Genomic DNA, 4,310 nt, shown 5'->3' with positions numbered 1-4,310 from the left:
CGAGGATGCACGCCGGTGAAGCGTGCGGGACATCCGCGCTCCGCGCTTACCGCATTGCTTCACCGGAAAACGACATCACCGGTGGAAAATTCCCTGCAAAAATGGCCGGTGGTTTGCGGATCAGGATGGGAAACAACAGGTTGTCCTGCAGGATCTGGCGGTCGAGATCGAACAGGCCGAGCTGTCCGGGCGCACCGCTCAGCTCGGCGATCGTGCGGTTGACCCGCTCGTACTCGCCGATCAGATACTCGAAGGCGGCGACCAGGAAGGCGCCCGATCCGCACGCAGGATCCAGCACCTTGATGCGCCGCAGGACGTCGAGATGGTCCACCCAGATCTTCAGACGGGTCTCGTTCGACAGGGGGCCAGGCTTGCCGGTGCGATGCCGGGCCTCGATCTGCGCATGACGCTCGGCGAGCCAGCCGCCGATAGTGCGTGCGACCATGAAACGTGTGATGAGATCCGGGGTGTAGAAGATGCCGTCGCGCTTGCGTCGCGAGCGCTGCCGGTCGTCGCCCTCGCCGCGAATCTCGGCGCGGATGGACTCCAGGTCGGTGATCGATTGCTCGAAGATGTGGCCCAGAATGTTGACGTTCAGATCGGTCTCGAAGTCGTAGTCCGAGAGCGCACGGATGCCGTCGAGCGCGGCATCGGCCACCACCAGCGCATCGAGCGCGGCATCCCTGGCGAACAGACCGCCGTTGTAGGCGTTGATCTGCATCGCGGGCAGACCCTTGTCCATGGCGTCGAACAGACCGCAGAGCTGCTGCCAGCGCGAAACGCTGACGAATCCGGCGTTCTTGACGGTCAGGGCGCTGTTGAGCACCTTGGCCGGCAGCAGGCCGATATCCTCGCAGAAGCAAATGAAGAGACAGCGGTCGAGGAGCTTTTGGGCCTGCTCCAGAAGCCGCACGGCGTGTGATTCGACCGACAGGGACGCAGGCGCCGGGTTGTCGGCGCGCAGCCGATAAAAGAGATCGAGCCGCAGATCCCGATAGAAGACATAGAAGGCCTTGGTGATCCGCTCCTCGGCGACATGCGTGTGGCTGGCCAGACGCTCGACCGGGCTCGGCGCGGCGGGATTGGCGCCGAGCAGCGTCTCGCGACCAAGCAGGAAGAGGAAAACCTCCAGACGCTCGGGATCGGTCAGATCGGCTAACCAAAAACGCTGGCAGTAACCCTGCCCCCGGTCGGTGCGGTAGAGCCGCAGCTCGATGAAGTTGCTGACGATGACCCAGCGGCAGCCATCGACCTTGGCGGCATAACCGAACGCCTGCTCCACCGGCGTAAGCTTGCCGTAACCGGCACCCTGCTTGGCGTCCAGATCCGCCCCCGGCGCCTTCAGCTCAAGGACCGCGCGGGTGAGATCTACGGTGGCCCCGAACCAGCCCAGACGGGCATCCGGCGGTCGATAGCCCTTCACCGTCCCGGAGCTGGTCTCGGGGTCCATGTGATGCGCGCCCTCGGAGCCGACGAGCTGGCGAAAGCCCAGCAGCCGGTCCATCACCTCGCTCAGGAATTGGCCTTGCAGGGGTTTTTCCTTCCGGCCCAGCAGGCTGCCGTTCGCCGCGCCGGCGGCCCAGCTCAAGGCGATCGCGCGTTGAGCGTCGTCCGGTGAAGGTGGCTGCTCGCGCAGTGCCTCGGCTAGCAGGCGGGGGTTAAACAGGGGTTTCAGATAATCGGGCATGCCTTCGTCCCTCTATAGGCAGCGCATCGGGGCGCGGGTCGGTATGGTCACCATTAGAACACCGGAACCCCGCCGGCCGGCGCTCTTTGCGTGGCAACGCATGGTCGATTGGCCCAGCACGTAGCGCGGAGCGCCAGTAGAGGCGTGACACCGCTGGGCGGTGTCACGAGAAGAAAATAAGCGGAGCCGCGAGATCACCTCAGCCGTCAGCTCCATAGCTCGTGACACCGCTCGGCGGTGTCACGCATCCCTTGGCGCTCCGCGCCACGTGCACAGGAGGCGATCGAAGGGTGAAACACTGCGAGTCAAGATGCGGTTCACAACGAAGCAGACGATCGAGTAGAGTACACGAAACGATATTTCCACGGGGCACCAATGGCTCGGACACGCTACCGTTTCGCCTCGGAGGAGCACCCACATTTCTTGACCTGTACCGTCGTCGAATGGCTGCCCATTTTCACTCGACCTGAAACCGCTCAAGTGGTGTTCGACTCTTGGTCATACCTGCAGGAACATGCCGCGCTTCGAATCTATGGCTTCGTCGTGCTGGAAAACCACCTGCATGCGGTGGCTCAGGCGCCTAACCTGCCGGATTTCTGGAAGCGTTTCAAATCCTACTCGGCCAGGAGGCTCATCGATCTGCTGGAGGAACAGGGCGCACGACGGCTTCTGGATCGCATGGGGTTCACGTTCAAGGCGAGACGCAGCGATCGCTCGTATCAGCTCTGGCAAGAGGGATCCCATCCGGAATGCATCGAGGGGAAAGTGATGTTGAGACAGAAGCTGGAGTACATCCACAACAATCCGGTGAAGCGGGGTTTTGTGGATGATCCGGAGCATTGGCGCTGGTCGAGCGCGCGCTGCTATGCCGGGCGCGCGGGGTTGGTCGATGTGTTCAGGGATTGGTGACTCAAGCTCGATCGTGGCGCGTAGCGCCAATAGATGCGTGACACCGCAGAGCGGTGTCACGAGTCAAACGCCTATGTGAAAGGGTTCTTGAGACGACGCCCTGCCGACGGCTGCGGATGCCGCGAGCCGCCATTTCACAGCGTCAAATCGATCCCCGACACCAGAAGACCGGGCAGCAACGCGCTGTCGGTCGAGCGCCCGTCGTAGGTCTCGGCGGAGAGGAGCAGCTCGCGCTCGCGTGTCAGAACCTCCAGGCGATCGCCGAGTAGATGGTAGAGGCTGTCGTCGAAGCGCATGACCTTGACTGGTGCGACGATCTCGCCGGCCTCGACCCAATAGGTGCCGAAACGGGTCATGCCGGTAACGCGGCAGTCATTGGGGTCGGACCAGTTGCAGTACCAGAGGTTGCCGATCCACAACCCCGTATCGAGTTGACCCGGGACATCGGCGGCATCCAACGTCCCGGCATCCAGGCCGAGCGATCCGGGCGCATCGCTGGCGGCATTGACCGGCTCGCCGTATTCCTTGCCCGAACGGGCGTCGACGAGACATCCGGCGAAGCGACCGCCTTCGACCAGTGCAACGCGCGGCGGTGTCGGAAAGCCCTCGGGCGTGAAGCGGGGTGCAAGACCGCGGTCGTGCTCTTCGTGGATCCCGATGCGCGGGTCGAAGCTGCGCTCGCCGCGCGTCATCTTGAGCAGCGGGGTCTGATGGGTGCGGTGGCTCTTCAGATCGAACCCGCCCCAGGCGAGCATGCCCATCAGCTCGCCGACGGCGCTCGGCGCCAGATAAGCCCGGTAGCGCCCCGGCTCCAGGATGCGTGCCGGGCGCGACATGATGTGCAGCCCCTCGCGCATCGCTTCGAGCTTGCCACGCAGGATCTCCGGATCCCAGTCGAGGCCGCTGTAGGCGGATTTGACCGCCTTGTCCGCCTCCAGATAACAACTCCAATCCAGGTTGAAGCTGGCACTCGCGTGCCAGTGGCGATGCCCGATCGAGCTGGCGAGCCCCTCGGCGATCTCGCCGCTCGCCCAGATCCCGACAAGGTCCATCTCGTGGGCGACCTCGATGAGCTCGCCGATCGCCTCGGCGGCGATCGGTAGGCGTGCTTCGCCGCGTCGGTCGCTCTCGGACGGCTCGGCTGAAAAACTCAGATAGGGATCGTCCGGGACGTGCGCCAGACGCTCGCGCAGCCGGGCGAGCAGACGCCGCGCACGGGCTTGATCCTCGCCCGGATCGCCGCTCAAATCGCAGCCGCCCTCGACCTGTCTGGAGCCCTCGATCAGGGTCAAGTCCAGGGCGGTCGAGCCGACATGCCCGGCCTGACGGACCCGGTTGCGGTTGAGTCGCACGAAGTCCGAAGACTCGTTCGAGAGGTTGGAGAAGAGGATCTCGGCGCCCTGCAGCTCGGCGTTCAGATGATCGGCCAAGGCGAAAAAGGCATCGGCGTTCATTCGCCACCTCCGAAGACGGCGACATCGCGAAACAGACAGGGCGGCGTGGCATGACCGACGTAGACCGATTGATTCGGCTCGCCCTTGCCGCAGTTACACACCCCGCGGATCTCCAGGCTCTCCGGACCGCCGACGCCGTCGAGGCTTCGCCAGAAGCTCGCGGAGATGCCGCGATAGCCCGGGTTGCGCACCAGGCCCTTCAGCTCCCCGTCCTCGATCAACCGACCCAGCTCGCAGCCGAACTGGAACTTGTTGCGGCT

General features: G+C 64.2%; 3 protein-coding genes and 1 pseudogene. 1 reads left to right on the top strand and 3 read right to left on the bottom strand.

The window, feature by feature from the left end; genetic code table 11:
* Positions 1-46: 46 nt before the first annotated feature.
* Complete coding sequence (locus VLR48_RS09395; RefSeq protein ID WP_325291532.1) at positions 47-1,687, bottom strand: hypothetical protein; 1,641 nt, start codon at positions 1,685-1,687, stop codon at positions 47-49.
* Between the two features lie 375 nt (positions 1,688-2,062).
* Here VLR48_RS09395 and VLR48_RS09390 point away from each other — a divergent pair, with 375 nt between their 5' ends.
* Positions 2,063-2,596 (top strand): REP-associated tyrosine transposase, encoded by a 534-nt coding sequence (locus VLR48_RS09390; RefSeq protein ID WP_414718597.1) that lies wholly within the window; start codon positions 2,063-2,065, stop codon positions 2,594-2,596.
* A gap of 134 nt (positions 2,597-2,730) precedes the next feature.
* On the opposite strand, the gene VLR48_RS09385 is transcribed toward VLR48_RS09390, so the two are convergent.
* Positions 2,731-4,050, bottom strand: a complete 1,320-nt coding sequence (locus tag VLR48_RS09385) for a metallopeptidase TldD-related protein (protein ID WP_325291530.1) — start codon at positions 4,048-4,050, stop codon at positions 2,731-2,733.
* Positions 4,047-4,310: pseudogene (locus tag VLR48_RS09380) on the bottom strand (TldD/PmbA family protein); the annotation flags it as partial. The pseudogene VLR48_RS09380 and the gene VLR48_RS09385, both read right to left, overlap by 4 nt.

The sequence above is a fragment of the Thiocapsa sp. genome, from assembly GCF_035467215.1.
Taxonomy (GTDB): Bacteria; Pseudomonadota; Gammaproteobacteria; order Chromatiales; family Chromatiaceae; genus Thiocapsa.
This window is presented reverse-complemented; position numbering and strand designations above follow the sequence as displayed.